This window comes from Corynebacterium sp. HMSC076G08, assembly GCF_001811515.1.
Taxonomy (GTDB): domain Bacteria; phylum Actinomycetota; class Actinomycetes; order Mycobacteriales; family Mycobacteriaceae; genus Corynebacterium; species Corynebacterium hiratae.
In genome coordinates, this window is sequence record NZ_KV805021.1 from 1 (window position 1) to 25,129 (window position 25,129).

Consider the following 25,129-nt stretch of genomic DNA (forward strand, 5'->3'; position numbering starts at 1 on the left):
ATCGGTTTATCCACACGAAATGTCCCTTAAGCCGAGCAGAGAGCTTAGAATGAAGGCGCTGACCTTAATCTGTGCTGGCTGGGAGCGTCATGGAGTTACTAAAAGAGCCAATTTGGGATGTGGAAAGTAACGCGAACATCGATCCCGATGAGAACTTTGTCCGAATATTTTGTTCTTTCCAAAATTCATGAGTGCTATTCCCCTCAGCCACTTCCCAAAGCAACGAACGGCATAGTGAGGTGGGGGATGAAAAAGAAGTAAATATCGGGCGAATGTGCTTGATGGCGAAATGGGGCAGGGGTGGTTCCGAAGAATTTTTGGTCGCCTAATTCAGCACTAGCGGCAGGACCAATACACCGGTTGAGAGCGCGAGCATGCCTAAGCAGTTGATCCAGAATTCACTGTCGAGGAAGTGGGCGCGGACACGGGCTGCTGAGGCTGCGCAGAAATATGCGATGACTCAAAACATGGATGCGATTCCTACGCTTGGGAACCAGAGTCCGTCGATGACTCCTGTGGCTGCGCGGCACTTGATGACAATGAGCGCCCACCACCAGTCTTTGGGGCGCTGGTTAACCCGAGTCTCAAAAGACTAGGGTTTGCGGGGAAGGGGAGGGATTATATGCCTTCTTGTGCGCCCTCGCAACAAATCTTGAGGAAGTTTATACAATAGTCTACATTTTACATCTTTTGCTTCCAATTATCCCTACTGGATGTAACTCTAGGGGTGTCCGATTTTCAGCCATCTTTTCTAGAAAGGATTATGGACATGTATCGTCTCAAGAAATCTACGCGTTTAGTGGTGCTGGTTGCGGCAGCAACAGTTTTTGCACCAGTCAATGCTAGTGCCGGTACTGAGACTGACCTCGCTGAGTCGACTCAGAATAATGCCTCTCAGTCTTCTGTTTCCTCAGAAGTTGCGGAAAAAGCAGATTCCTATGTTTTCCTTCAGGGAGACCAATTCGCGATTGCTAGAGAGGCAGAAAGCGCTCTTTCGCAAAAGGAACTGCAAGAAATCAAAAATGAAGTAGAGACTCAGAACGAAAGGATCAGCGAGGCCAAGGCTGATAGTAACCTTGAGATGAAGGTGGCGGGAGACTCGATAACTTTCTGGGAAAAAGGGCCGAAGATTTCGAGCGCTGATGATGATGACATTGATCCATACTTTCAAGAGGGTCGGAATGGAATTGAATTCCATGGGACTTATGTGAGGGTGCTACTGTCTAAAACGACGATTAACCGGGTGGGTGGCGGTGTCACAATCGCTGGAGTCTGGATTCCCGAGCCAGTTCTTTCCAAAATCCTAGCTACTGGAGGGGCTATTGCTGGTCTTGCGCCCGGTGGTATGTATGCAGACTATGGCATTGGTTCGATTGTGGCTGGCGCTTTCACACATAATGCATATCCTCAGCGGGTTGGTTTTCAATAAATTATCCTTCCTCTAAACAGAAAGGGGTTTAGGGAAAGGTAATTGGAATTTTGCCATATGGATGTTTCTGCATTGTTCAGATAACAGTCCAAGAGAATCTGCCGCCTGGCAAGAATAGAAATGGTTCTGGAGAGTAAAATATGTGGAAAAAGATATTGGCCACTGTGGGCGTTTTATTGATGATGCTTTCCGCTCAACTTCAGTGGCCGTATGGGGTCACGATTGCTCTAGCAATTTTGGTCATTTTCCTTGTGTTTGTTCCATCTGGGAAGAAGTAAATATCTGAGCAGAGGTGGGTATTTTAGCGGGCCTGCCTCTGTTTTAGATTGATTATTTATTAAGTTATGAAACAAAATACTATTTCTATAGTAGGCAGGCTAGCTCTTTTCTTTCTGGCTAGCGTATCTTTTGGGGCCACGGCTTCATCAATATCTACTGCTCAACAGAGGAATTTCGATCCTCTTTCATATATTGAAAGTGGAGATGAGGTGCAGGTGGGTCCTCCCCGAGGGGCGGTGACGTGTTCTGTGACTATCATTTCCCAGCAGCGGGCCTTGACTGCCGGTCATTGTGGTGAAAGTGCGGATGAAGTGTATTCGAAAGGTAGGCGTATTGGAAGTATTGGTGAAAACTACTTGTGGAGTAACCAAGGGGTAGATGTTTCAGAAATACTTCTTGATCCTCCGGTAGATTACGTTCTTCGGGCTGATAAAATTAGTGATAAAAGTATCGAAATACCTTCAGCTATTTTTGCAAAAACCTTTCTCGGAGGGAGAATTGATGGGGTTGTCAACGACAAGAACTTATATTGTGAGGCATTTTCCATCAATGGGAGAGAATATCAGGCGCGAACTCTAAAGGCTCAAATGACTTCAAAACCTGGGGATTCAGGCGCCCCTGTCTATAATCCTGCAGGAGAATTGGTGGCCCTCATTGAAGGCGGCAATGGGAAAGGGGATACTACTATCACGCCGCTTTCTTTCCTGGAGGAAAAACTCTCTGAAGACTCTTCTTCTAATGAGTGTAAAGGAAATGGTTAAATTACACAGCCTGTTTGCTAGGAGATTTTCCGCTTTATCTAACGACTAGTTGCAGCTGCTACGCAAAAGAGGAGGCGGAATCTGCTCAACGACTTCCTGCGCTAGCGACGAGTAGGATTTGGACGGTGTTGGTTGTTGCCGAGTGTATTTTGTTAGTCGGCGGACGTAGCGCCATCGGCAGATGCCTCAATACTAGTCCTTGTCCTAACATCGAGAAGTTTTAGAGTGCGTTAATTTTGTCGCTTTAGTCGAGGGCTTGTCGGTTTATTGATTGCTTGATTTCGCTGCTTCAACTTATAGAACCCTAGTCATCGTTCACCGGTGGCTCGGGATCTGCGTTTGTTGTTGTCATTCTAGAAGCGGGTGCCAGCGCAGCTCTCGGAAGCGGGCAAAGCCCTGATCTTGGCTCAGTAAGGTTGCTTCTTCTTCTATTACGGACGCGGCTATCCAGGCATCAGGGATGTCGCTGGCTTTAAGCTTGTGCAAGCGCACCAGTTCAGTGAAGGTTGTCCAGGTCCCTGGGCTGGAGCTCAAAAGAGTGCCCGTTTGGGGCCGCTAAAATGGTATTGAGTGCAGTCAGTGCTTGCTGGGCGGTTAGTGGTTTGTGGAATAGCTTGTGGTTGGTCATAACTCGAACAAGGCCCGTTGCCACAACATCCAGGAGCCCAATTGTTTCATGCCGATTCAGCGCACCACTTAACCACTGCTGAGCGGGTTTATGTTGTGGTGCTGCGGAGTGGAAGGTATAAACGAGAATGTTGACATCAGGAATGATCATCGAGCACCGCCCATACGGCTTCTTTGTCGCTGAGATCAACTAGAGCTGGTCCGCCGCAATCGAAGGAGGGGAGGTTTATCCTGGTGTGCATACCTTTAGGGTAGAAAGCATCAAGTCATCAATCAATAGGTGCGATGATGCATCTTCCTTCTGGAAGCCGTGAATGGTTGACTGGTGTCTTAAGTCAGTGCGAGCGTCAGGATCGGTACTCCGATGGAGAATGCGAGCATGCCTAAGCAGTTGATCCAGAATGCGCTACCGAGGAAGTGGGCGCGGACATGGGCTGCTGCGGCCGCGCAGAAATAGGCGATGACTCCAATCATGGCTGTGATTCCTACGCCGGGGAACCAGAGGCCGGCAATGAGTCCTACGGCGGCGAGGCACTTGATGACAATGAGCGCCCACCACCAGTCCTTGGGGAGTTTGACGCCGCTGAGGCAGGCTTCGATGAAGGGGACTGGTTTGAGGGAGAGGGCGGCGTCGCCAAGCAGAATGGCTGCTAGTAGAAGGGAGGGCCAGGCTGGGGAAGATTCTAGGATCATTGGGTTACTCCGAATGCGGTGTTGAGGCGTTCGATCGATGAGGCGGCTTGGGATGTGAGGTGCTCGGTGTCGTAGATTCCGGCGGCCCAGCCGATGAGTAAGCCGAGGTAGACGTTGTACAGCAGGTCGGCGTACTCGGCCGCATCGGCGCTGCTGAGCCTGGTGCCGAGTCGCAGGGTGATTTCATCGGTCAGGAGCGTTTTGAGTGCGGTGAGCGCTTCGCCTTGATTGCCTTGTTGGATGAGTGCTGCGCCAAAGGCGCGGGAGAGCTCTTCGTGGCCGGTAAACATCTGGAGGAAAGGTCTCAGGACATCGAGAAGGCTATCGGATTGTCCCCGGATGTCATCGTGGAGTTCTGAAATGTGTTGGCCAATGGTGCGGATGAGCAGCGTTTGTTTGTCGCCGACTCCCATGACGGTTCCCACGCTAACGCCAGCTTCGGATGCGATAGTCCGGATGCTGGTGGTGGCGTAGCCCTGAGTGAGGAAGAGTTCGTAGGCGGTGGCTAGGACCTTGCTGACGGTGCCAGCTTTGGCGGCCGAGCGCGATGAGTGAACGTGTTCAGTGAACATGTTCAAAAGGGTAGCTCTTGATGGTTTCGAGGTCAATGACGCCGAAGTGTTGACAGTTGGCGCTAGGCCAGCGTGGGGAAGACGCGGTCGCGCAGCAGGTGTGCAAGCTCGCGGTCGGGTGCTGTTGGGTTGACCCAGGCGGTGTCCCCGATTTCGGCGGCGGCGTGGGGTTCGTCGGTGGTGACGGTGCGGGTGTAGGTGAAGATGGTGCCGACGACGACCTCGCCCGGTTCGTTGGCGGCGGGAGCGTCGAAGGTGCCGAGTTTGTTGAGGCTCTCGGCGTCGAGGGTGAGGCCTACTTCTTCGGCAACTTCGCGCAGGGCGGCGTCGACAAGCGCCTCGCCCGCCTCGGGCTTGCCGCCGGGCAGTTGGTACTTGGTGGAGGACTTCTTGCGCACGGTAAGCACGTGGCCTTGTGGGTTGCGGATGACGACGGCTGCTACTTCAATCATGGCTGCTGATTGTAGGCGGCCTAGAGCAGCGGCAGGAGCACGAGGGCGAGATTGAGTGCGATGACCAGCGCGGCAAGCGTCCAGCCCACGGCCATAGACCAGGGTTTCGCGGCGAACTCACCCATGACGTCCCGGGAGCCGGCATAGCGGAAAAGCGGGATGATGGCGAAGGGGATGCCCAGGGAAAGAAGTGCCTGGCTGACCACCAGTGCCATAGTGGGGTCGACCCCGCAGCCGATGATGACCAGCGCCGGGATGAGCGTGACCAGGCGGCGGACTAGTAGGGGGACCTTGATGTGAAGCAGGCCGTCCATGATTTCGGAGCCGGCGTAGGCGCCCACTGACGTCGAGGCGAGGCCGCTGGCCAGCAGGCCGATGGCGAAGAGAACGCCGGCCAGCGGGCCGAGGTGGCTGGCAATCGCCGTGTGGGCCCCGGAGATGGTCTCTGTGCCGTCCACGCCGTAGAGGGCCGAGCCCGCCAGGACCAGCAGGCCCACGTTGACGAGCCCGGCGATGGACAGCGCCACGGCGATGTCCGCGCGGGTGCCGGCCAGCACGTGGGGGATTTCCAGGTCGGGGTAGCGCTGCTTGGTCAGGGAGGAGTGTAGGTAAATGGCGTGCGGCATGACGGTGGCGCCCAACATGGAGGCGGCCAGCAGGATGCTGTCCTTGCCCTCTAGGCGGGGGATGAGGCCGCCGGCCACGTCGGCGGGGTCGGGCGGGGCGATGGCGAGGCCGGCAAGGAAGCCGATGCAGATGACCAGGAGCAGGCCGATGACAAGCCCCTCGAACCACTGGTTCTTCTTCTGGAAGATGAGGAGAATGATGGAGACCGCGCCGATGATGAGCGCGCCCGCGAACAGGGGGAGGTTGAAGAGGAGTTGCAGGGCAATGGCGCCGCCGATGACTTCGGCGAGGTCGGTGGCCGCGGCGATGAGCTCGGCCTGGGCCCACATGCCTAGGCGCGCGCGGCGGGAGAGACGCTCGCCCATGATTTCCGGCAGGGAGCGGTGGGTGACTAGGCCCAGTTTGGCGGAGTGGTACTGGATGAACATGGCCATGAGGTTGGCCACGACGAGTACCCACACCAGGAGGTAGCCGTAGTGGGAGCCGGCGCTGATGTTGGCGGCTACGTTGCCGGGGTCGACGTAAGCCACTGCAGCAACGAAGGCGGGGCCGGTGAGGCTGATTAAGGTCTTACGCATAGGCATCTCCATACCAAAAGTTCAACTACTTGAAGTCTAGTTTTCATCGCCATATGTTCAAGCCAGGGGTTTGATCCGGCAAACCATGTTAAAGTTTATTTGTTAATTATTTAAATTACTTTATGTATTTCGGCAGGTTAGAGACTCGAAGCTTCAACGGGTACACTGCCTTCAGTGCGCCAAAGTTGGAAGATTTTTATTAGAGATGTAGCCAGGCTTGGCCGCGTCCCCAGGGCGTGGATCATCCTCATCGGGCTTATCATCACCCCCGCGTTGTATTCATGGGTGAACATCGCGGCTTTTCGTGACCCCTACGGCCATACCAACAACATCAAGGTGGCCGTGGTCAACGAGGATAAGGGTGCTAACAACGAGCTGACGGGGAAGATAGATGTCGGCAGCGAGGTCATTGAGAAACTCAAAAAGAATGACCAGCTAGGCTGGCAATTCCTCGAGCGCGACGAAGCCGAGAAAGCCCTTTTAGAGGGAGACGTGTATGCCTCGGTGACGATTCCTGAGGACTTCAGCGAGAACCTCGTGAGCATGCTCGACGGGAAGTTCACGCAGCCGCAACTGGTTTACCGCGTCAACGAGAAGAACAACGCCATCGCCGTGAAGATTACGGATACCGGTGCCAAAGGTCTGGACAAGCAGATCACGGCGGCCTTCAAGGAGCAGGTGGCCACCGTCGCGGCGGAGAACGTCAAGGACACCGGTACTGACTTCGAGCGAAAAGTCACGCGGGCGATGAACAACACCAGCTCCGCGTTCGGGGAGACCGCGCAGGAGATTGACGGTAACCGTGAGAACCTCGCGCGGATCCAGGGAAAGCTTGACGCCGCTGCTGATTCCACGTTGGGCGCCAAGTCCACGGTGGCTGATGTGAGTGCTGCGCTGGGCGACGCCCAAACAGCCCTCGCCGAGGTCTCCTCCCTAGTCGAGCAGGCCCAAGGGGGCATCGGTGACTTCACCGACCAGACCACCGGTGCCTTCGTCAGTGGCGCAAGTGCGGTGGCAGACGGCACCGCACAGGCGCAGGAATCCATTGCGGATGTCACAGCTGGCCTGAACCAGGCCGGTGACCGTTTCGATTACGCCACGCAACGGGCGAACACTGCTATTGACGCGAGTGCGGAATCGATTGCGCAGCTTAAAGCCCTGCGCGATTCCGCAACGCTTTCACCGCAGGTAGCCAAGGAAATTGATGACGCCATCCAGCGCCTCGATGAGGGCAATGAATCCAACCGCCAGCTGGTGGGGAACCTGAATGCGCTGAGCAAGGATACCCAGGCCGCAGCGGACAACGTGCAGGCAAGTGCGGAGGCCATCAACCAGGCGGCGGCAGATACCAAGGCCACCTCGCAAACGCTGCGCGATACCGTGACCACCGCTGTGCCCGAAATCAACCGTGCCATGAGCAATCTGAGCTCCATGGCGAGTGCTTTGAGCTCCACCCTGGAAGCTCAGAAGGGAACCATGCAGGAGGCCAATGGTCTCCTGGACGGCGTGGCCCAGCAGCTGCGCGCCACGAAGGACACCTTGTCCGATTTCGATACCAACCTCCTGGCCCTGCAGGACAGCCTGCGCGCTATGCAGGGCGATGTGGGTTCGCTGCGTGCCGCGATGAACTCCAAAGTCGTTCAAAATGTCACCGGGCTGGACGCGGAAGAAATCGGTAAATTCTTTGCGGAGCCCATCGAGCTGAAGACCGAAACCGTGTACCCGGTGGACAGCTACGGCTCCGCCATGGCGGCGCTGTTTACTAACCTCTCTCTGTGGATTGGTGCCTTCGTCCTCATGGTGATCTTCCGGGTTGAGGTCGATAAGGAGGGCTTCGACCGCATCACGGTGGGCCAGGCCTACTTGGGCCGCTTCCTCCTCATGGCCCTGATGGTCATCATCCAGGCCGTCACGGTGACCGTGGGTGATCTGCTCATCGGCGTGCAGACCGTGAACGCGCCTGCCTTCATTCTGACGGGCGTGCTCGTGGGGCTGGCCTACTTGAGCATTATCTATGGGTTGTCGACGTCTCTGGGTCACCTCGGCCGCGGCCTCTGCGTGGTCTTTGCCATCATTCAGATTCCAGGTGCGTCGGGCCTGTACCCGATTGAGCTGCTGCCCAGCTTCTTCCACAGCATCTACCCGCTGCTTCCGTTCACGTACGGCATTGACGCCATGCGCGAAACCATCGGCGGGTTCTACGGCAACCATTACTTCAAGAAGATGGGCGTGCTCGCCTTCATGTTCATTCTCTTCTTCGTCTTCGGTCTTCTACTGCGCAAGGCGTTGGCGCACTTCAATGTCATCTTCAACCGCGAGCTGAAGGACACCGAACTCTTCGACTATGAAAACGTGCAGGTTGTGGGCTCCGGCTACCGCATCGCGGACGTCATCCAGGCGCTGGATAGCCGCAGTGGCCTCAAGAGGGATTTGGACCGTCGCGCTCATAACTGGGGCTATTGGCTCAAGATGGTGGCCATCGCGGGCGTTGTCGGCGTGGTCATCCTCATTGTTGTCTCGGGCCTCTTGCCCGACCAGAAGCCGTTGCTCTTGGGCATTTGGACGGCGTGGTGCTTCCTTATTATTGTCGCCGCGGTCACCCTGGAGTACCTGCGCATCAGCTTGAAACAGTCCGCGGAGCTCGTGACGTTGGATGAAGATGACCTTATTCATCCGTCCAGCATCGGCGCGGAGTCCACGGAGGGGGATAACTAATGCGTGGAACACTCGATCTTTTCCTCAACGACATCCGCACCGCATGCCGCAACGTGATGAGCGCTGTGATGCTCGTGGGTCTCGTCGTCATTCCGATGCTGTTCACGTGGTTTAACGTGTTGGCTAGCTGGGATCCCTTTGATAACACCAGCCAGCTCAAGGTGGCGGTGGCTAGCAAGGACACCGGCTATGAGAGCGATCTGTTGCCGGTGCCCATCAACGTTGGCGACCAAGTGCTCAATGAGTTGCGCGCGAATGAGCAGCTGGATTGGGTTGTGACTACCTCCGATGAGGCGATTGAAGGAACCAAGTCCGGTGAGTATTACGCAGCCATCGTGCTCCCGGAAGATTTCAGTACCGACATGATGAACTTCTACACGGATGGTTCCCAGCCCGCGGATTTGTCCTTCTACATGAATGAGAAGAAGAACGCCTTGGCTCCGAAGATCACTGGTCAGGGTGCAGAAGGCGTGTCGGCTCAGGTTGCCGAGGCCTTCACCACGACGGTCGGTGACGTGTCCTTCGATCTGGTCACCTCGCTCTCGGACTTCTTGAGCAAGGGCGATACCAAGGCCGTGCTGGATCGGATGCAGGCGCGCGCGGATGGTGTGCAGACCCAGCTGGATATGGCTGCCCGCACCGCGCGCTCCCTGGCCGGACTCGTGGATACTGCGGTTCCGCTGATGGAAAGCGCCCAGCGCATAGCGGACTCAGCGGATTTAGAGCTGCCGGAGATTCAGTCCTCCTCGGTCAACGTGTCCACGGATGCGCTGCAGCAATCGCTCGATGCGACCAGCGCTAGTTACGACGTGGTGCGCCAACGCATTGATGCGCTGTACGCCGACGCCTCCGCCTCCCGCGCCGACCGCGTTGCCGCGCTCAATACCTTGGCCGGGCAGGTAGAAGGCACCATCGCCCAGTACCAGAACCTGCACGGACACATTGAGGCCTTGCCGCTTCCGGCCGGGGATAAGGAAAAGGCGCTCAACCGTATCGAGGAGGCCATCGATGCGCAGCGTGCTCTGCACGCGCGCCTCACGGCGGCCGCTAACGCTCCCGAACCCACGAAGCCGGATCTCTCCAGCATCGACAACGCGAAGAAATCAGTGGAGGGAATCTCCACCTCTGGTCTGCGTGAATCCCTGCGCGCACTGCAGGACTCTTTGGGCCAGGTGAGCGCGGATCTGGATACCGCTAAGGCCCCCGTCACCATTGATTCTTCATCGCTGACGGATGCTCGGGATGCGGTACAGAAGCTCGCCTCTGGCCTGCAGGACAAGGCAAACAAGTTCGCTGACCTGAAGAAAGACATTGACTCCGCTGCGGCGTCCGGTGACTTGAAGAAGTTGGCGGACATCATCGGTTCCGATCCGGATGCCTTGGCGCATGCGATTGCGGCGCCGGTGGACGTCGACAGGCAAGCGGTCTACCCGGTCAAGAGCTTCGGCGCCGGCATGACGCCGATGTACACGGCGCTGGCGCTGTGGGTTGGTGCGCTGCTGACTGCGGTGAGCGTGCGCACGGATGTGGTGGATAAGGATACATATTCGCCGATGCAGCGCTTCTTCGGCCGCTTCGGAATGTTTGCCGCGGTTGGCCTCGTGCAGTCGACGATGCTGATTCTGGGCCTCATCTTCTTCGTGGGCATTGAGCCCGCGCACCCGATCCTCATGCTGCTGGCGGGCTGGGTTAGCTCTCTCATCTTTATGCTGATTTGCTACACCTTCGTGGTCTCCTTCGCCAACGCAGGCAAAGCCTTGGCGGTGCTCATGTTGGTGATTCAGGTGTCGTCGTCGGGCGGTGCCTACCCCTTGCAGGTGCTCCCAGATTGGTTCCAGAACATTAGCCCCTGGCTGCCGGCGACCTACACCATTCGCGCCTTCCGCGCGGCCATCGCCGGAACCTATCACGGTGATTTTTGGCTCTCCCTGTTCGCCCTCTTGCTCTTTGCCATACCGATGCTGATTCTGGGCGTGGTCTTCCACAAGCCGCTGGAGAAGTTCACCAACGGTTGGGTGGAGACCTTGGACAAGACCAAGCTGATGTAGCGGTTACTTCGCGGTGCCTTCGGGGTTATCGATTGTGATGATTCACATAATAAAATCGCAATATTCAAGGCTGAGGGGAGTGTCCATCGGAGGTAAATGGCAGTAAGCTGAAGCGCTGTGAAACGCGGTCATTTCCTGGGCCCGGCTCGGCTCACCGCCGTGGGCTTTATCCTGCTCATCCTCGTGGGAACGCTGCTGCTGATGCTGCCGATTTCCGCCAACGTTCCGCAGTGGACACCGTTCCTGCCGGCGCTGTTTACGGCTACCTCGGCGGTCTCTTTGACGGGCCTCGTGGTGGAGGACACCGGCACCTATTGGACGCCCTTCGGCCAAGCGGTCATCATCGCGCTCATCCAGCTGGGCGGCCTCGGCATTATGAGCCTGGCATCGCTGTCAGGCATGCTTCTGACCGGTCGCATCAGCTTCAAAGCCCGCCGGACCATGGCGGCGGAAGGTCGTGCTGTGGCTTCCGGAGGCATTCGACATGCCCTGCTGCTCACCCTGATGATGACTCTGATCTGTGAGGCCACAGTTGCCGTGTTCATCGGTGTGCGCCTAGCCACCGAACACGGTGTAGCACCTGGGCGTGCAGCGTGGGAAGGAATCTTCCACGCCATTTCGGCCTTCAATAACGCAGGGTTTAGTACCTATTCAGACAGCGTTATCTCCTTCGCGGCTGATGGCTGGATTTTGATTCCTCTCGCCTTCGCCCTGATTGTCGGTGGTCTGGGCTATCCCATGCTGGCGGAGTTCGTGCGGCGGGCCCGCGCACGGCTAACGCGGTGGCGCGGCGGCACGCCGCGCATTCATCGCATGTCCATGACCGCCCGGATGACGTTGGGCGCCACCGCGTTCTTGTTGCTGGGTGGCACCGTGGTCTTCTTCCTCTCCGAGGGTTCCGGTGTGCTGCATGGGATGCCGTTGGACCAGAAGCTGATCAACGCCTTCTTCATGAGCGCTTCGCCCCGAACGGCCGGTTTCAACGCCATCGACTACGGGGAAGCGCACCCGTTGACGCTGATGGTTACGGACATCTTGATGTTCATCGGCGGCGGCTCCGCCGGTACGGCGGGTGGCATCAAGGTGACTACCGCATGCGTTCTGGGCGCGGCGATGATTTCTGAATTCTTGGGCAGGGAAGACACCTCCATCGGGCACCGTCGCCTGCCGCTGTCCACCTTCCGTCAGGCCCTCGCGCTGACTGCCGCCGGAATGATCGTCGTTGCCGTAGGTGTGGCGACGCTGCGCATCTGGGACCCCGAGTTCACCGCGGACCAGGTCACTTTCGAAGTCATGTCCGCCTTCGCCACCGTGGGCTTGTCCACGGGTATTACTGCAAGTTTGTCCGCACCATCGCAGCTCATGCTGTGTCTCATCATGTACGTTGGCCGCGTAGGCCCCACCACTTTCGTGGCGGCACTGGCCGCCCGGACCATCAGCCTGCGCTACCGCTACCCAGAAGAAAGGCCGTTCATTGGCTAACATGTTCAGCGCCCTGCGGCGCGAGAAGACGTCCATCAATATTCCACCGGTCGTCGTCATTGGTATGGGGCGGTTCGGTTCTTCCCTGGCCCGCGAGCTGATGGAGCACGGCGTGGAGGTTCTCGGCATCGACGCCGAGGAGAAGCACGTGCGCGAACACGCCGCGTACCTCACCGAAGCGGTGACCGCGGATACCACCGACGCCGAGGCCCTCCGCCAGCTGGGCGTTGATGAAGTAGAGCGCGTGGTCGTGGCCATCGGTTCGGATCTGGAGGATTCCATCCTTACGGCCTCCAACCTCGTGGAGCTCGGGGTGAGCGATATCTGGGCCAAGGCTGATTCAGATGCTCATGCCCGCATCCTGCGCCAACTCGGAGTGCACCACGTGATCCGCCCGGAGCGCGATACGGGCCGCCGCGTGGCGCACCTGTTGGGCGGGCGCTTCGAGGATTTTGCAGAGATCGCCACCGACTATGGTGTGACGGCGATGACCCCGCCGGCGTCGATAAGCAAGGGTCCTCTCAACCTCCATCAGGTATGGGAGGAGTACAACGTCCAGCTCATCTCCCGCTGTGAGGGGCCGGGCCAATGGCGCCCGCTTGTCGACGGCACCGAGCTCACCCACCGCGACCTCATCGTCGTCGCCGGTAGCCCTGCGGATCTGGAGGCCTTCTCGCAGTCCTAGTCGGCGCGCTCTGGGCGCCTCACACTGTGCAGTGAGGAGCGGGGCGCTACAGTAGCGCCTATGACGAAGGCACGTTTCCCGGGCTCGGTGTATGGAACAGGGGAGGAACCCGATCCGCGCTTCAGCATGGCTAATGAGCGCACGTTCCTGGCGTGGATCCGCACGTCCTTGGCCTTTATCGCCGGTGGTGTGGCCCTGGAGACCTTCGAGCTACCTCTGAACACCACGCTGACTCGCGTCGTCTCCATCATCATGCTGATCGTGGCCATCATCCTGCCGGCGGTGGCGTGGTTTCACTGGGGTGCCTCGGAGCGCGCGATGCGCCATGGGCGTCCGCTCCCGGCTAGCCCGGCGTTGGCGTTGATTGTTGGTGTGGTGATCATCATCGGCCTGATGATTCTGGTGGGCGAGCTGCTAGCGTGAGCGAGCTTTTTGATCCCGGCCTCCAACCCGAGCGCACCCGCTTAGCCTGGCAGCGCACGGGTCTCGCCGGCCTCATCGCGGGTTTGCTCGTCGTTCGTTCCGTTGCGCCATGGGCCGCACTGATTGTTGGGGTAGTGGTGGCCGTTGTGTTGTGGTTGGCCACCGCCAAGCTTCGCGACGCTGACGAGATCCTGGCCCGGGCCGAATCACCTGCCCTGCCCGGAGCTTCGGCGCTCGCCGCCGTTGCGCTGGGAACGATGCTTCTCGGCGCGGTTGCTTTCTTCGCGCTGTGGTAGCGCAAACCCCCAGACCTCGATCCCGAAACTCCCTGGTGGGCGGTGGGGCGTCGGCAAGCGCTTGGCGACGCCCACCTGCAGGTTGCGGGTTTCAGGTCTGGGGATCTAGCGGAAGTTTCGGGGGCCCGCAGCTAAGTGCCGTGCGATGGTGTTGATGAAGTCTTCTGGAGCTTCGCGCAATTCTTGGGGAGAGAAACGTAAGACGACAAAGCCCTGGTTGAGGAGTGCCTTTTGGCGTTGGTGCTCGGCCCGAATCACCTCATCCAGCTCGTTCTCGTATTTCACGTTGCCGTCGATTTCAATGAGGAGCCAGTCATTGATCGCGAGGTCGGCGTAGTACTGATTGACTCGGTATTGGGCGCGCAGGCTGCGAACCGCGGGAAGGTCCGCGTCAAGGATGAGCGCCCGCGCGTAGGACTCCCAGGGAGATTCGGAGCTGTTGACGCTATGTTCCACGGCCCGGCGTGCATCCGCGACTCCTTTCACGCGGCCCATGTCGCCGAGCACCCAGTTGAGGGTGTCCTTTGATACCCGTCGTGACCTTACGTAGTCTGCGGCGACGAGTCCTTCGACGAATCCATCGAATCGTGCGATATCAATCGCCGTACGCGCGAGAGAAGTGACCCGGATGCCGTGGACTTCTGTGACTTGATTGTTGAGTTTCGTTTGCTTGTAGCGGAAGTATTGGCGCTTGGATTTTTGGGGAACGGAGTTGGAGGGGACTGTCGCGAAATACTCGCTCGGCGTTGTGAGCGTAGGGATGCCGTGGATGCGAGCCGCCGCTTTGCCCAGGAGAGTTGCCCGCGGTGCGGCACGCGCATGGGCATAGACCTCTGCGGTTTCTCGCTCCCAGGGTTTCAAGTGCAGCCATCGGTGTAGCGGAATGGCATAGCACCACGCGAGCTTATGAAATTTCCTCGCGTGGATTTTGCTCCATCGGGGGTCGTCGTTGCTGAGCGTGCGCAGATCGACCATGTGGGTGTCTATGTAGTGAAAGATGCCTAGGTTGTTCATGGCTTACTTTTAGCGCATTGGCATGGATCGCGCGCGGCGAGCGGTACGCAGGGCTAAAGCCCCAGACCTCGATCCCGAAACTCCCTGGTGGGTGGTGGGGCGTCGGCAAGCGCTTGGCGACGCCCACCTGCAGGTTGCGGGATCGAGGTCTGGGGATCTGGGGGAGGGGAATTGGCTGCGGACTGCCCACACATTGGTGAGCATTCTTTGCAGCTAGTCTGCGAAAGATTTTGCTAACAGGGGTGAATCTGTGGCCTTAGCGGGGGTAATGGGGCGAAAGTGTTTGTTGGCTGTCTGTGGTCTCGATAGCCTGAACGTGTAGGCCCATTCAGTGATCTTAATAACTCTCTCAACTGAATGGGGGCTGGTTAACCAGGAAAAGGAGGGGGCAGATGACTACCCCGCAAACTCACGTCTCAACCGCACACACGGAGGGGGAAGACGACCGCGGCGTCGATACACGCGAATGGCGGCGCATGGCCATTGGCCTTATCGTCGGACTCGTCCTCGCCGCACTTGTGTGGTTCATCTTCCCTAGTAACGCCGTCGACACGGTGTTGCAATCACCCGGCGCCAAGGATGATGTTGAATACACCCAGAGTGCGCTGCGTGCCGTGGCGGCCGTGACCATTCTCATGGGCGTGTGGTGGATGACGGAGGCCATCCCGCTGGCCGCCACCGCGCTCTTGCCCTTGGTCATCTTCCCGCTGGCGGGCGTAGGGGCCATCAAGGAAGTCGGCGCGCCGTATGCGTCCGCGACCATCTTCCTGTTCATGGGTGGCTTCCTCATCGCACTGTCCCTGCAGCGTTGGAACCTTCACCGCCGCCTCGCGCTGTATGTGGTGAAGTTGATCGGTACCTCGCCGAAGCGCCTGATTTTGGGCTTCATGCTCGCTACTGGCTTTTTGTCCATGTGGGTGTCTAACACCGCAACCGCTGTGGTCATGCTGCCGATTGGTACCTCGGTGCTGGCGCTGACCGCGGAGACCGTCGGCGGCTGGGATAAGCAGAAGAAGTTCGCTACGGCCCTCATGCTGGGTATCGCATACTCTGCATCTATCGGTTCGCTGGGAACCCTTATCGGTACTCCGCCGAATGCCTTCCTCAATGCTTACATGGCAGACACCTGGGACGTGACTCTGGGCTTTGGTCGCTGGATGGCCGTTGGTGTACCGCTGGCTGCAATCTTCTTGATCATCGCATGGCTTTTGCTCATCACCGTCTTCAAACCGGAGATGACCGAAATTCCGGGCGGCCGCGAGCTTATCGACGATGAAATTAAGGCCCTCGGTCCCTGGACCCGTCCCCAGATCATGACGGGCATTATCTTCTTGTTCGCTGCGGCGGCGTGGGTGACCCTGCCGCTGGTGCTCAAGGAATTCGAGAACTACGACGATGCCATCGTGGGCATCGCGGCCGGCATCCTGCTGTTCATCCTGCCTGCGGACAACCAGCGCCGCATTCGCCTTCTAGACTGGAAGACCGCCAACGAGATGCCGTGGGACGTGCTCCTTCTCTTCGGCGGTGGCCTGTCGCTGTCGGCCATGTTTAACAAGTCCGGCCTGTCCCTGTGGATTGGTGAGATGGCCAAGGGACTCAGTGTCCTACCAACTGTTCTCATCGTTGCCGCAGTGGCCGCTCTCGTGCTCTTCCTGACGGAGATCACCTCCAACACTGCGACCGCCGCGACCTTCATCCCGATCATGGGCGGTGTTGCCGTGGGTGTTGGCTTGACTGCGGAGGGTGACATCAACGTTCTGCTGCTCACCATCCCGGTGGCGCTGGCTGCAACCTGTGCGTTCATGCTCCCGGTTGCTACTCCGCCGAACGCCATCGCGTACGGCTCCGGCTACGTCAAGATTGGTGAGATGATCAAGGGTGGTCTGGGCCTCAACATCCTGGGCATCTTCCTCATCACCCTGACCGTCTATCTGTTGGCTGTGCCCATCTTCGGCCTGGCGGTCTAGTTTCTGGTAGTTCTGTCCCTGGCGCCGAAGCGATGACTCGGTGCCGGGGACAGAGTGCGTTTTAAGCTCAAGGCTCCTACCGGTTAGGTGAACAGTGGGTAAAGTGGAAGCTCGAAACTCAAGGTGAAAAATGGTCGTGAACTGCTGATTTGTTAGTTTTTCAGACCATAGGTATAGTTATTCCTCGTTGCACAGCAGAGCGCACGCACTGCTTACCAACGGACTGCGCCCGTAGCTCAACGGATAGAGCATCTGACTACGGATCAGAAGGTTGGGGGTTCGAATCCCTCCGGGCGCACCAAAACTCAGCCGCCTTCGGGCGGCTTTTCTCGTTTTCGACTCCGTGGGTTGGGCAAACCCGGTAATGTCCTGAAATATGATCAAAGCGATTCTCTCCGCCATCCTGTTATTCATCTCCTCGCTGTTTTCTAGCGCGGGCTCCTCGGAGCTGGCGGGGAGCTCGGAGGCGTGGGGGCTGAACGTCGCCCAGCACGGCATCATTACGAACACGCCTGCAGCTTTGGTCGAGGCAAACGATGAGCAGATGGAACATATCACTGCTTTCAGGTGGGAGTCTGCGGCGAGCCCAGAGGATTTCTCCTTGAATTTCCAGGACCAGAGGGTGTGGTTGCCCTGTAACGGCGGCGACTTCACCTTGGTTGATGGCGGCGTGGAGCTCAGCATGTTGACGGATAAGGCCTGCCCTAGAGGAAAAGTCGACCTTCCCTTCATTATGTTCCTGTCCGAACCGGCGAAGGTGAAGGTGGACCCCGATGCCTCCGCAACCCCTGAGCGCATTTACCTCGTGCGGGATGGAAAGGCCATTGCCCTTAGCCACTGAGACGCACATCACGCAGCGCTGCGTGAAACGCAGAGCTGACAACAAACAGAAATGAGAAAATCGGCCAGAGCCAATGGTTGGTCGGTTGGGAGGGATACAATGATGCCCATGATTCAAGCGATTCTCTCCGCTATCCTGCTTTTCATTTCCTCCCTCTTTTCTTTTGCTGGCTCCTCGGAGCTGCCGGGGAGCTCGGGCATAGCGGAAGTTGGATCCTCGCAGCGCAACATTGTTACTGGCGTGCCCGCAGGCCTAGTCACCGCCAATGCGCAGCAGATGGAGTTCGTGGTGAATTCCGAGTGGGAGTCCGCGCAGCAGCCGGATTCCTTTCGCGTGAACTTTAGGGATCGGGTCGTGCAGTTCTCCTGCGATATCCTCAGTTTCCACTTTGAGAGCAACGGAGATGGTCAGCTAGAAATCACTCGGGATTTGAGGTTGGACAAAATCTGCTTCGGCGCGCAACCTGACGGGGCCATCATGAAACTTCTTGCAGGTCCAGTAACGGTGATGGTGGACCCCGATGCATCCGCAACACCTGAGCGCATTTACTTCGTGCGCGATGGCAAAGCCATCGCCCTTACCCGCTGAGACGCATATCACGCAGCGCTGAGTGAAATGCAGAGCTGAAAACGCACACAAATAGGAAGACCGGCCAGAGCCATTGGTCGGTCTTTAAACGTTTTCAACTGCAAGGAGATGAATAGGTGTCAGCGCGTGCCCGAATAGTGGGCCTTGATATTGCACGTTCCTTGGCCATCATCGGGATGATTATTCTGCACATGGCCAACCTGGTGTGGAGCGCCAAAGTGGTGCTCTCCGGGCTGCCGGCGGCGGGCTTTGCCATCATTGCAGGTACCACGATGATGATCCTTGCCCGCGACTATTCGCTGCGGGTCTTCCTCAAGCTGGTCGCCCGTGGCCTGATAGTCATGCTCATCGGCGTGGCGCTGTTGCCCGTCGGCGGTGAGATTCAGGTGGTGCTCGTCGTGATGGGCGCGGCCATGGCTCTCACCGCTTGGGTGCCGCCGCTCGCCACTGTGTGGAAGGTCCTGCTCTTCGCGCTGGCCACCGCGGGCGCCACGGTGCTCTACGCGCCGTACACCCTCCCGCAGGTCTATCCCCTCGTGGCATTCCTGGCGTACATGGTGGCAGGCATGCTGCTTTACGACGTCTACCTCACCCGCCCCACCCGCATCCAAGCTGTTGTGACCGCGGTGGCCGTCGTCGTTGCCGGCATCGGCCTGTGGCAGCGCTTCAACCCGGATATTGCCGGCTGGCTGCGCTTTACCGGACATACGGGTGTGCTTGGTGAAATCCTTCTCTCCGTGGCAGTCACCGCGGTGGTGTTGCACCTGTGCCTGATTATCGGCCGTCAGTTGCCACGCTTGACCTTCCCCTTCGCGGCATTGGGCTCGATGTCGTTGACAATCTATATCCTGCACATTCTCACCGCACGCTACTGGCAAGCACACGTCTCACTGCACAACACCATGGCGGCACTGGGCTTTGTGCTCGCGTTCTTGGTGCTGAGCGCGCTGTGGAAGAAGTTCTGTGGAAAGGGCCCGGCCGAGAGGGTCGTGGCCTGGGCAATCAAGGAGGTGGCTGCGTAATGGTGGCACGAAAGATAACTGCTGTTGTGGCCAGCTCTCTGGTCGTGGGGCTAGGCGCTGCGCCGGCCATGGCCTTGGAATTCGCCCAGCCCGCACTTCACTCGGAGGAAAGCGCTGCCGTGGCTGCGCTGCGTATGGGCAAGATCGGAAACTTCGGCGATTGCACCGGCACGCTGGTGGCTGAGCAGTGGGTGCTGACCGCCCGCCACTGCTTGGAGTCCGTCAACAACGAGGGCTCCCAGGCACGCTTTGGCCAGGGCAAGGACACCCGCGTGTATGACGTGGACTCCTGGGCTGTTTCGCCGACTATCGACGCCGGCCTCATGCACCTGACCGAGCCCGTCAAGGGCGTTAAGCCCGCCAAGCTCGCGGACGCTGTCCCCACCGCCGGCGAGAAAGGGCACTTCTACGGCTGGAGCAGCAGCTCCCGCATGGCCCGCAAAGGCCAGCTACCGATGGCAGAGATGGAAGTAGGCGAACTGCTATCCGGCGGTACCCCGCCGGCAAGCCCAGACGAGTCTGGCCAGAAGATGACGCCGGTGGCCCCGGGGGATTCCGGGGCCATGGCTCCTGGTGACATGGCAGTGCCTGCTCCCGATGGAATGGTCGCTCCCGCCCCTGGTTCGTCCGATGCACCCCAGGTAATGGAGGGCGGCGACATGCCAGAGATCGCTGTTGGTCCCGACGGCGCGGAAAGTATCCCGGCCGGTGAACTCGGGGGAGTGGGCCCGATGATTGCCGCTGCCATCATGGACGTGAAGTCCCTTAATGGTGAGGGCATGCAGGGCGGCGACTCCGGCGGCCCATTCTTTGTCGACGGTCGCCTCGTGGGCGTGGCCACGGCTGGTACATCGAATGCGGACCCGGACCTACCTTCCCCAACAGCGGCGATTACGTCCGTGGTCGAAGTCCGCGACTGGATCGAGGACGTCACCAGCGGCCGTGATACCGACGGCGTCCTCAACGCCGATAACTCCCCGGCGCCGCCGGCAACGATGCAGGTCAGCGCGCCCGCAGCTCTGACAGCCGGCGTGACTGGGGTGGTGGGCCTGATCGTGCTAGCCATCGCTTCACGTTTGCTTCGCCGCAAATCTGGTGCTGAGCGGGGTAGCAACTAGGCTGTTTCTCCATGAAGGAGAAACTCGTTCCGTGTCTGATTGCCGGTGCCATCCTTGGTGTGGTGCTGTGGCTGGCCTCCGGCATGCTCTGGATGTTGCCGGTGGGCCTAGCGGCGGGCTTTGCTGGTTACCCGTTGCTCGGCATCACGCGCGATGAGTCCCAAGCCCGCAAACGTCGCGACGACACCTTCCGCGACTAAGCGCCCCACCTCCCCCTTTGTCACCGCTCTACGCTGCCCGACACCGCGTCGTGTCGTGCCGCCCCGCGCCGTCCCACGCTGCCGCGCACGCTACTCACAGCCGGTCACCAGATGGCACCCCACAAAAGGCATCTGCTCGAAGGCGTCTTTGGGGCCAAAAACGCCATCTGCACAACCCAAAAGGCGTTTTCAGGCGAGAAAACGCCTTTTGACAGATGCCATCTGCAACATGCCATTTGCAAGATGCCTTTTGAAAACTGCCCCATGGCCGGCAGCACGCAAAAGGCTCCACTCAGAAGTCTCCAGTCAAAAGGTTCCTCTGGGGGCAAGTAAACCTTCTGCAGCCAGGTAGAAGGTTCGTTTGGGGGCAAAGAAACCTTTTGACTGGAACCAGGTGAGGGGAACCCGTTGAGAACCGCCTGCTAGGAAAGAAAGTCAGGCCTAGAAGCCCACCGGCGGGTTAGAAAATCTCGATGCGCCCGCCCAAAGACTCCGTCTGGCGCAGCTGCGCCACCCAGTTCGGCGCACCCGGGTGCAGCCGCAAGACCGGGCGGGAAGAAATCTTCACCGGGGAGACCGATTCCTTCCGAGCACCTGATCGGGCTTCGATGCGGGTGCGGGCGCGGAAGCCAGCGTCGGCAAGCGCGGCGATGGAAGGCTTTTCCGAGGCCAGCGATTCGCGGGCATCCTGCAGCAACTCGAGGGCCTCGTCGAGGGCCTGGACCAGCGCCGTCGAGTTGGTCTCGCACATCTGGCGCACCAGGTCCGGGCGAGTGCCCGCCACGCGGGTGCCGTCCTTGAAGGAGCCGGCCGCGAGGGACTGCGCCAGAATGCCGCCATTATCGCCGACCACCGCGAGGGTCTCCGCCAGCACGTGCGGCAAGTGCGAAATGCGGGCAACCGCGGCATCGTGGTTCGCCACGCGCACCGGAACCGCCTCCGCGTGAACCATCTGGGTCATGCGGACCACGTCCGCAAAAATGTTCTCCCATGCGGCGGGAATGCGCTCGCCGCGGGCCTCGCACTCGGCGGCATAGTCATAGGTGATTACCCAGGCAGCGCGGTTGAATAGCCCGGTGTGGGAGTTCTCCCAGCCGGACTTGGAGGTGCCGGCCATGGGGTGGCCACCCACGTAGCGCGATTCCATGTTGCGCTCCACAATGAGCTGGCGCACCTCGGTCTTGACCGAGACGACATCCGTCAACCCGCAGCTCGGGGCGTGTTCCTGGATGGCGTCGAGGACCGAGGCAACCGCATCCATGGGCACCGCGATGACAATAAGCGCATTGTCCTCCTCGGCGCGCCGCAGGATGGCCGGCAGATCATCGGTGACGTCGTAGCCCTGCTTAATGGCCGTTCGGGCACCAGAAGTGGAGTGGTTATAGCCGTACACGGAATGGTGTGCAGCAGCTAGGTCACGCAGGAGGGAACCTCCAATGAGACCGAGGCCGATAATGCAGACGGGGCGTTGAACATCTTGAGAACTCACGGTGACAATTGTGGCACAACCCGACTAATCTGACGAGGTATGAGCCACGACGATCTGTCCTTTGCCATCACCGTTGCCAGTGCCGAAGGCGGCTGGGTGATTCGCCCTTTCAAGGATGACTTCACCGACGTCAACACCTCCATCAAAGCGGTGCGCAACCTGCGTTCCGAGGGGGCGGCATTCGCGCTGCTGTGCGTGGAGGATGACTATTTCGTCGTCGTGCGCCCGGTGCCGGGGGATGTGCGCATGCTGCTTTCCGACGCCACCTACGCCTCCGAGGACGACTTCGCCGCGGATTTCCTGGACCTGCGCGATCTCGAGATCCCGGATTTAGACGAAGACGAGTGGGAGGACGCCGACCCGTACGGTGACGGCGATTTCGATATCTTCGCGGACCTCGGCCTCGATGAGGACCAGGTGGGCTACATCATCGATAACGATGAGGACTGGCCTTCCGATATGCTCCTGCGCATCGCCGGCGAGCTGGGTTTTGGCGATGAGCTGGAGGATTTCATCGACGGCCTCGACTCGGATGACTCTTAAACCAGCGGCGGGGCTGGTGCGCGCGGAGGCCCGTATGCGCCGCGCTCTGGAGGTCGCACGCACCACGCCGGCGGGGGATATCCCGGTAGGTGCCGTGCTTTACGACGCCTCCGGCAACGAACTCGCCACCGGCGTTAACCGCCGCGAGCAGCTGAATGATCCCACCGCGCACGCAGAGGTGGAAGCTATCCGCCAGGCGGTACGCGTGCATGGCGATGGCTGGCGTCTGGAAGGCTGCGAGCTGGTTGTCACCTTGGAACCCTGCGCGATGTGTGCGGGCGCGATTCAGGCTTCCCGGGTGTCTTCGGTGGTCTTCGGGGCCTTTGAGCCGAAGACGGGGGCGTGCGGCTCGCTGGTGGAGGTATTGCGCGCCCCGGGCGCCCTCCACGTTCCCGAGGTACGCGGCGGTGTGCTGGAGGAAGAATGCGCGGAGCTGCTCACGGGCTTCTTCGGGGGTCTGCGCGGCAGCGGCGCTTAGCCCTTGAAATGGTTAGTGGCCCCGGAGCCACCTTCCGATTCGCGTGTAGGCTGGGTGGTCCACGTGAGAGAAGTAGAGAGTAAGGAGAAAATCATGGGTGATTTTGAGAACAAGAAGGACGAGTTCGTTGGCAAGGCTAAGGAAGCCGCTGGCGGCTTGACCGATAACGAGAAGCTGGAGAACGAGGGCAAGGCCGACCAGGTTACCTCTGAGGCAAAGCAGAAGGCTTCCGACGCCGTTGAGGGCGTCAAGGATAAGGCCAACGAGGTCATCGGAAACCTCAAGGACTAATTCCTAGCCTCATCTAGCTGAATCGCTGTCCGCGCCGCGTGGTGTGGGCAGCGATTTTGTCGCTCGGGATGACTCCCGTAATCTGGAACGCGGTGGCGTGTCCGAGCGGCCGAAGGTGATCGCCTCGAAAGCGATTGTTGGGTAACCCCCAACCGCGGGTTCAAATCCCGCCGCCACCGCCAGATCCGGCACTCCAGTTCTTAGCTCTGGGGTGCCGGTCTTTTTATTTTTAGAAGCCAGCCCGCCCTCTATCAACATCTCTTTGGAAATCCAGCGCGGCTTGGCGTGTCTCGGGGTCGTGGTCTTCCGTGCGTTTGTGAATCCGTCGGCTCATCATGCCTGCTGGGATGGCAATGAGAAGGATGGCCGCGATGGCAACGATGACGAAAGTGGACATGGGGTCTCCTAAAGCACTTCAGCGGTTAAAACTTTGACTGGACAGGGGGATGTACCCTGACTCTCTATAGTTAAATACTATGATGTGTAACACTATAAAATGTTGAGGTCGATGAATAGTCTTTCTTTTAAATCTACGTTCTCGCTCGTCTTCGCAGCCGCTGTCGTTTCCGGGTTAGGTGACGGCCTCATCCCGATTGCTTTTGCGCTTCAGGCACACCGAGTAGATCCGTCGGGGCGCGGCTTGACGGTGGTGCTTATCGCGCTGTGGGCGGGCCGTTTCCTTAGTTCTTTAGTGGTCCGAAAGCTGCCGCCACCTCACCGGCCAGTGACCTGGATGCTGGGTAGTGATGTCGTTCGGATGCTGGCACAGTGGGGACTTGTAGCGTGGGTGGTTGCTCGCGGCGATTCCATTGCTGCGTTCGCGCTCTCAAGCTGCGTGTACGGTTGTGCCTCGTCATTCTTTGGGCCAGCAAGGTTTAGCCTCTTGTCGCAGCTGTTTTCCGATGAGCAGCGCACTCGCGTCAATGGAACCCTGTCGATGCTCGGTGATGTGCTGTTTATCGCCGGCCCCCTCATCGGTACTGCCGCAGTGCTCACCTTGGGATTTAACACGGTATTACTCATCGACGGCGCCACTTTCCTCGTGGCCATGCTCTTTGTTCTTCCGTTTCTCTCAGTACGTAGCGAACCAGCAGGAGAAAGCTCTAATAGCGCAGCGGCTGAACCAGAACCGGACAGCGCAGGTTCAACGACTTCGAACGAGCCTCTTGCGTCCCCAACGCTCCCGAGCTGGGTGCGGGTAGGGCTCGGCACCTGGCTGGTCGCGGCAGTGGTCAACGGCTTCCTGGGAAGTGCTGGCCCTACATGGATTATGAATACTTTCGACGAAAAGTCGTGGGGGTTTATGGCAACTGCGCTTGCGGTCGGTTCGCTGCTTGGCTCAGCCGCAACAATTCTGAAGGCATTAGATCGGGTGCGCTTTAGCACCTTGCAAATCCTGATGCTGATTCTTCTGGCCGGGCAGATCCTGGCTTTGGCATTCTCCTCTGTCTTCGTGCTCATCGCCGCAGTTGCTGCTGCTGCGTCCTTGTTGATGACTGCGGCAGGCATTGCGTGGGATTCTCTCGGGCAGTCTTTGGGGGATGATGGTCTGGTGCATCAGTTCGCTACGAAGGATCAGCTGGTCTTTACCGCCGGTACCCCACTTGGAATGATTCTTTTCGCGGCACTTTCTTCTCATCCTGGTGTTGCGGCGGTTGCCTTGGCAGCTGCGTTGGTAGTTGCAGCTGTTGCGTCGTCCTTGCCCGTGGCGCGTTCGCCGCGTACTGCAGATATGGCTGAGGGTGCTGTTCCTTTGTAATGAAGTAGGTACACATCGCAGGTGTGCAATTGGCTATGTGCGAGCTTAGGCCTCATTGAATTGTCTAGCCATGATTACTTGTGGATCGACGACCACCGAGCTCAGGCTCATCAAGAAGTGGGGTTGCCCGCAAATCGTGGACACGTAGTGGA

26 protein-coding genes and 2 tRNA genes are annotated in these 25,129 nt (G+C 58.8%); 20 read left to right on the forward strand and 8 right to left on the reverse strand.

Annotation, left to right across the window (positions count from 1 at the left end; translation table 11 throughout):
• Positions 1-769: 769 nt before the first annotated feature.
• Entirely contained in the window at positions 770-1,429 is a 660-nt protein-coding gene (locus HMPREF2806_RS03635) for a hypothetical protein (RefSeq protein WP_070510733.1), read from the forward strand.
• Positions 1,430-1,773: 344 nt separating this feature from the next.
• Positions 1,774-2,469, forward strand: a complete 696-nt coding sequence (locus tag HMPREF2806_RS13420) for a chymotrypsin family serine protease (RefSeq protein ID WP_158013199.1) — start codon at positions 1,774-1,776, stop codon at positions 2,467-2,469.
• A gap of 496 nt (positions 2,470-2,965) precedes the next feature.
• On the opposite strand, the gene HMPREF2806_RS13545 is transcribed toward HMPREF2806_RS13420, so the two are convergent.
• The 5 genes from HMPREF2806_RS13545 to HMPREF2806_RS03660 form a co-directional block, all read right to left on the reverse strand.
• On the reverse strand, positions 2,966-3,247 hold the full coding sequence (locus tag HMPREF2806_RS13545) for a PIN domain-containing protein (RefSeq protein WP_070510735.1): 282 nt from the start codon (positions 3,245-3,247) through the stop codon (positions 2,966-2,968).
• 179 nt (positions 3,248-3,426) lie between these two features.
• Positions 3,427-3,789: a DoxX family protein gene (locus tag HMPREF2806_RS03645; protein WP_049157746.1), complete on the reverse strand. Its 363-nt coding sequence runs from the start codon at positions 3,787-3,789 to the stop codon at positions 3,427-3,429.
• Positions 3,786-4,361: a TetR/AcrR family transcriptional regulator gene (locus HMPREF2806_RS03650; RefSeq protein WP_005292598.1), complete on the reverse strand. Its 576-nt coding sequence runs from the start codon at positions 4,359-4,361 to the stop codon at positions 3,786-3,788. Before HMPREF2806_RS03650 ends, HMPREF2806_RS03645 begins: the two co-directional genes overlap by 4 nt.
• Before the next feature lie 62 nt (positions 4,362-4,423).
• The gene (locus HMPREF2806_RS03655; RefSeq protein ID WP_070516271.1) at positions 4,424-4,813 is read right to left on the reverse strand and encodes an NUDIX hydrolase; all 390 of its coding nucleotides are present in this window, start codon (positions 4,811-4,813) and stop codon (positions 4,424-4,426) included.
• A 20-nt stretch (positions 4,814-4,833) separates the two neighbouring features.
• Positions 4,834-6,018: an Nramp family divalent metal transporter gene (locus HMPREF2806_RS03660; RefSeq protein WP_011272788.1), complete on the reverse strand. Its 1,185-nt coding sequence runs from the start codon at positions 6,016-6,018 to the stop codon at positions 4,834-4,836.
• Between the two features lie 174 nt (positions 6,019-6,192).
• On the opposite strand from HMPREF2806_RS03660, the gene HMPREF2806_RS03665 reads away from it, so the two are divergent.
• From HMPREF2806_RS03665 to HMPREF2806_RS03690, 6 genes are all read left to right on the forward strand, one after another.
• Positions 6,193-8,733, forward strand: coding sequence for a YhgE/Pip domain-containing protein (locus HMPREF2806_RS03665; RefSeq protein WP_070516273.1), 2,541 nt, complete (start codon positions 6,193-6,195; stop codon positions 8,731-8,733).
• On the forward strand, positions 8,733-10,781 hold the full coding sequence (locus tag HMPREF2806_RS03670; RefSeq protein ID WP_070516275.1) for a YhgE/Pip domain-containing protein: 2,049 nt from the start codon (positions 8,733-8,735) through the stop codon (positions 10,779-10,781). The genes HMPREF2806_RS03665 and HMPREF2806_RS03670 overlap by 1 nt, the downstream gene beginning before the upstream one ends.
• A gap of 117 nt (positions 10,782-10,898) precedes the next feature.
• Entirely contained in the window at positions 10,899-12,263 is a 1,365-nt protein-coding gene (locus HMPREF2806_RS03675) for a TrkH family potassium uptake protein (protein WP_070516277.1), read from the forward strand.
• A 1-nt stretch (position 12,264) separates the two neighbouring features.
• Positions 12,265-12,948, forward strand: coding sequence for a potassium channel family protein (locus tag HMPREF2806_RS03680; RefSeq protein WP_070516281.1), 684 nt, complete (start codon positions 12,265-12,267; stop codon positions 12,946-12,948).
• Positions 12,949-13,008: 60 nt separating this feature from the next.
• Positions 13,009-13,371, forward strand: coding sequence for a YidH family protein (locus tag HMPREF2806_RS03685; RefSeq protein WP_070516283.1), 363 nt, complete (start codon positions 13,009-13,011; stop codon positions 13,369-13,371).
• Positions 13,368-13,667 carry a DUF202 domain-containing protein gene (locus HMPREF2806_RS03690; RefSeq protein WP_070516285.1) on the forward strand — a complete coding sequence of 100 codons (300 nt, stop codon included), beginning with the start codon at positions 13,368-13,370 and terminating at the stop codon, positions 13,665-13,667. Before HMPREF2806_RS03685 ends, HMPREF2806_RS03690 begins: the two co-directional genes overlap by 4 nt.
• Before the next feature lie 105 nt (positions 13,668-13,772).
• Here the strand turns inward: HMPREF2806_RS03690 and HMPREF2806_RS03695 are convergent, their stop codons facing one another.
• Positions 13,773-14,681 carry a DUF559 domain-containing protein gene (locus HMPREF2806_RS03695; RefSeq protein ID WP_070516288.1) on the reverse strand — a complete coding sequence of 303 codons (909 nt, stop codon included), beginning with the start codon at positions 14,679-14,681 and terminating at the stop codon, positions 13,773-13,775.
• A 392-nt stretch (positions 14,682-15,073) separates the two neighbouring features.
• Here HMPREF2806_RS03695 and HMPREF2806_RS03700 point away from each other — a divergent pair, with 392 nt between their 5' ends.
• The 7 genes from HMPREF2806_RS03700 to HMPREF2806_RS03730 all read left to right on the forward strand — a co-directional run bounded on the left by HMPREF2806_RS03700 (position 15,074) and on the right by HMPREF2806_RS03730 (position 20,417).
• On the forward strand, positions 15,074-16,648 hold the full coding sequence (locus tag HMPREF2806_RS03700; RefSeq protein ID WP_070516290.1) for an SLC13 family permease: 1,575 nt from the start codon (positions 15,074-15,076) through the stop codon (positions 16,646-16,648).
• A gap of 225 nt (positions 16,649-16,873) precedes the next feature.
• Positions 16,874-16,949 (forward strand) — tRNA-Arg (locus tag HMPREF2806_RS03705).
• A 75-nt stretch (positions 16,950-17,024) separates the two neighbouring features.
• A complete protein-coding gene (locus HMPREF2806_RS03710) occupies positions 17,025-17,489 on the forward strand; it encodes a hypothetical protein (RefSeq protein ID WP_070516292.1) in 465 nt (154 codons plus the stop codon).
• Positions 17,490-17,597: 108 nt separating this feature from the next.
• The gene (locus HMPREF2806_RS03715; RefSeq protein WP_070516301.1) at positions 17,598-18,077 is read left to right on the forward strand and encodes a hypothetical protein; all 480 of its coding nucleotides are present in this window, start codon (positions 17,598-17,600) and stop codon (positions 18,075-18,077) included.
• A gap of 116 nt (positions 18,078-18,193) precedes the next feature.
• On the forward strand, positions 18,194-19,099 hold the full coding sequence (locus HMPREF2806_RS03720; protein ID WP_049157770.1) for a DUF418 domain-containing protein: 906 nt from the start codon (positions 18,194-18,196) through the stop codon (positions 19,097-19,099).
• Complete coding sequence (locus HMPREF2806_RS03725) at positions 19,099-20,217, forward strand: trypsin-like serine protease (protein ID WP_070516294.1); 1,119 nt, start codon at positions 19,099-19,101, stop codon at positions 20,215-20,217. Before HMPREF2806_RS03720 ends, HMPREF2806_RS03725 begins: the two co-directional genes overlap by 1 nt.
• An 11-nt stretch (positions 20,218-20,228) precedes the next feature.
• Positions 20,229-20,417 (forward strand): hypothetical protein, encoded by a 189-nt coding sequence (locus HMPREF2806_RS03730; RefSeq protein WP_070516297.1) that lies wholly within the window; start codon positions 20,229-20,231, stop codon positions 20,415-20,417.
• A gap of 460 nt (positions 20,418-20,877) precedes the next feature.
• Here the strand turns inward: HMPREF2806_RS03730 and HMPREF2806_RS03735 are convergent, their stop codons facing one another.
• A complete protein-coding gene (locus tag HMPREF2806_RS03735; RefSeq protein WP_070516299.1) occupies positions 20,878-21,906 on the reverse strand; it encodes a prephenate dehydrogenase in 1,029 nt (342 codons plus the stop codon).
• A gap of 39 nt (positions 21,907-21,945) precedes the next feature.
• Between HMPREF2806_RS03735 and HMPREF2806_RS03740 the strand changes: the two genes are divergently transcribed.
• From HMPREF2806_RS03740 to HMPREF2806_RS03755, 4 genes are all read left to right on the forward strand, one after another.
• A complete protein-coding gene (locus HMPREF2806_RS03740; protein ID WP_046648855.1) occupies positions 21,946-22,449 on the forward strand; it encodes a tRNA adenosine deaminase-associated protein in 504 nt (167 codons plus the stop codon).
• Positions 22,450-22,483: 34 nt separating this feature from the next.
• A complete protein-coding gene (locus HMPREF2806_RS03745; protein ID WP_046648879.1) occupies positions 22,484-22,927 on the forward strand; it encodes a nucleoside deaminase in 444 nt (147 codons plus the stop codon).
• 93 nt (positions 22,928-23,020) lie between these two features.
• Entirely contained in the window at positions 23,021-23,218 is a 198-nt protein-coding gene (locus tag HMPREF2806_RS03750) for a CsbD family protein (protein WP_046648854.1), read from the forward strand.
• A gap of 91 nt (positions 23,219-23,309) precedes the next feature.
• Positions 23,310-23,400, forward strand: a tRNA-Ser gene (locus HMPREF2806_RS03755).
• Between the two features lie 47 nt (positions 23,401-23,447).
• On the opposite strand, the gene HMPREF2806_RS13550 is transcribed toward HMPREF2806_RS03755, so the two are convergent.
• Positions 23,448-23,615: a hypothetical protein gene (locus tag HMPREF2806_RS13550; protein ID WP_168166986.1), complete on the reverse strand. Its 168-nt coding sequence runs from the start codon at positions 23,613-23,615 to the stop codon at positions 23,448-23,450.
• A 111-nt stretch (positions 23,616-23,726) separates the two neighbouring features.
• Here HMPREF2806_RS13550 and HMPREF2806_RS03760 point away from each other — a divergent pair, with 111 nt between their 5' ends.
• Positions 23,727-24,977 (forward strand): MFS transporter, encoded by a 1,251-nt coding sequence (locus HMPREF2806_RS03760; protein WP_070516304.1) that lies wholly within the window; start codon positions 23,727-23,729, stop codon positions 24,975-24,977.
• Positions 24,978-25,129 lie beyond the last annotated feature (152 nt).

Excerpts from the sequence above, each read along its gene's own strand:
- HMPREF2806_RS03635 (WP_070510733.1), top strand. The coding sequence starts at position 770 with ATGTATCGTCTCAAGAAATCTACGCGTTTAGTGGTGCTGGTTGCGGCA.
- HMPREF2806_RS13420 (WP_158013199.1), top strand. The coding sequence starts at position 1,774 with ATGAAACAAAATACTATTTCTATAGTAGGCAGGCTAGCTCTTTTCTTT.
- HMPREF2806_RS13545 (WP_070510735.1), bottom strand. The coding sequence starts at position 3,247 with ATGATCATTCCTGATGTCAACATTCTCGTTTATACCTTCCACTCCGCA.
- HMPREF2806_RS03645 (WP_049157746.1), bottom strand. The coding sequence starts at position 3,789 with ATGATCCTAGAATCTTCCCCAGCCTGGCCCTCCCTTCTACTAGCAGCC.
- HMPREF2806_RS03650 (WP_005292598.1), bottom strand. The coding sequence starts at position 4,361 with ATGTTCACTGAACACGTTCACTCATCGCGCTCGGCCGCCAAAGCTGGC.
- HMPREF2806_RS03655 (WP_070516271.1), bottom strand. The coding sequence starts at position 4,813 with ATGATTGAAGTAGCAGCCGTCGTCATCCGCAACCCACAAGGCCACGTG.
- HMPREF2806_RS03660 (WP_011272788.1), bottom strand. The coding sequence starts at position 6,018 with ATGCGTAAGACCTTAATCAGCCTCACCGGCCCCGCCTTCGTTGCTGCA.
- HMPREF2806_RS03670 (WP_070516275.1), top strand. The coding sequence starts at position 8,733 with ATGCGTGGAACACTCGATCTTTTCCTCAACGACATCCGCACCGCATGC.
- HMPREF2806_RS03680 (WP_070516281.1), top strand. The coding sequence starts at position 12,265 with ATGTTCAGCGCCCTGCGGCGCGAGAAGACGTCCATCAATATTCCACCG.
- HMPREF2806_RS03685 (WP_070516283.1), top strand. The coding sequence starts at position 13,009 with ATGACGAAGGCACGTTTCCCGGGCTCGGTGTATGGAACAGGGGAGGAA.
- HMPREF2806_RS03695 (WP_070516288.1), bottom strand. The coding sequence starts at position 14,681 with ATGAACAACCTAGGCATCTTTCACTACATAGACACCCACATGGTCGAT.
- HMPREF2806_RS03700 (WP_070516290.1), top strand. The coding sequence starts at position 15,074 with ATGACTACCCCGCAAACTCACGTCTCAACCGCACACACGGAGGGGGAA.
- HMPREF2806_RS03710 (WP_070516292.1), top strand. The coding sequence starts at position 17,025 with ATGATCAAAGCGATTCTCTCCGCCATCCTGTTATTCATCTCCTCGCTG.
- HMPREF2806_RS03715 (WP_070516301.1), top strand. The coding sequence starts at position 17,598 with ATGATTCAAGCGATTCTCTCCGCTATCCTGCTTTTCATTTCCTCCCTC.
- HMPREF2806_RS03725 (WP_070516294.1), top strand. The coding sequence starts at position 19,099 with ATGGTGGCACGAAAGATAACTGCTGTTGTGGCCAGCTCTCTGGTCGTG.
- HMPREF2806_RS03730 (WP_070516297.1), top strand. The coding sequence starts at position 20,229 with ATGAAGGAGAAACTCGTTCCGTGTCTGATTGCCGGTGCCATCCTTGGT.
- HMPREF2806_RS03740 (WP_046648855.1), top strand. The coding sequence starts at position 21,946 with ATGAGCCACGACGATCTGTCCTTTGCCATCACCGTTGCCAGTGCCGAA.
- HMPREF2806_RS03745 (WP_046648879.1), top strand. The coding sequence starts at position 22,484 with ATGCGCCGCGCTCTGGAGGTCGCACGCACCACGCCGGCGGGGGATATC.
- HMPREF2806_RS03750 (WP_046648854.1), top strand. The coding sequence starts at position 23,021 with ATGGGTGATTTTGAGAACAAGAAGGACGAGTTCGTTGGCAAGGCTAAG.
- HMPREF2806_RS13550 (WP_168166986.1), bottom strand. The coding sequence starts at position 23,615 with ATGTCCACTTTCGTCATCGTTGCCATCGCGGCCATCCTTCTCATTGCC.
- HMPREF2806_RS03760 (WP_070516304.1), top strand. The coding sequence starts at position 23,727 with ATGAATAGTCTTTCTTTTAAATCTACGTTCTCGCTCGTCTTCGCAGCC.